This is a genomic window from Undibacterium sp. 5I2 (assembly GCF_035019605.1).
Classification (GTDB): domain Bacteria; phylum Pseudomonadota; class Gammaproteobacteria; order Burkholderiales; family Burkholderiaceae_D; genus Undibacterium.
In genome coordinates this window covers 1-260 of record NZ_JASJVS010000188.1, presented here as the reverse complement: position 1 = coordinate 260, position 260 = coordinate 1, and the positions used below count along the sequence as shown (strand labels likewise).

The window sequence follows — 260 nt, the reverse complement described above, 5'->3', positions numbered from 1 at the left end:
TGTTAAGCAGCTTTTTTAGCGACTTTATGCATGTTACCCGACAAGACCACCGAGTGCAGATCGGCCGAGAAGGCGCGTACTTCTTCCATCGAGCTCTTGTTGCGACGTACCAGGAAGTTATAACCGAGTACAGCCGGAACCGCGACGGCCAAACCGATGGCGGTCATGATCAGCGCTTCACCGACTGGGCCGGCGACTTTATCGATCGATGCTTGACCGGACATACCGATGGCTGTCAAAGCATGGTAAATACCCCAGAC

General features: G+C 53.8%; 1 protein-coding gene. It reads right to left on the bottom strand.

Annotation, left to right across the window (positions count from 1 at the left end; genetic code table 11):
- Positions 1-2 precede the first annotated feature (2 nt).
- Positions 3-260 (bottom strand): MotA/TolQ/ExbB proton channel family protein (locus tag QN359_RS19920; RefSeq protein WP_323493481.1); only part of this gene is annotated, 258 nt, incomplete at its 5' end.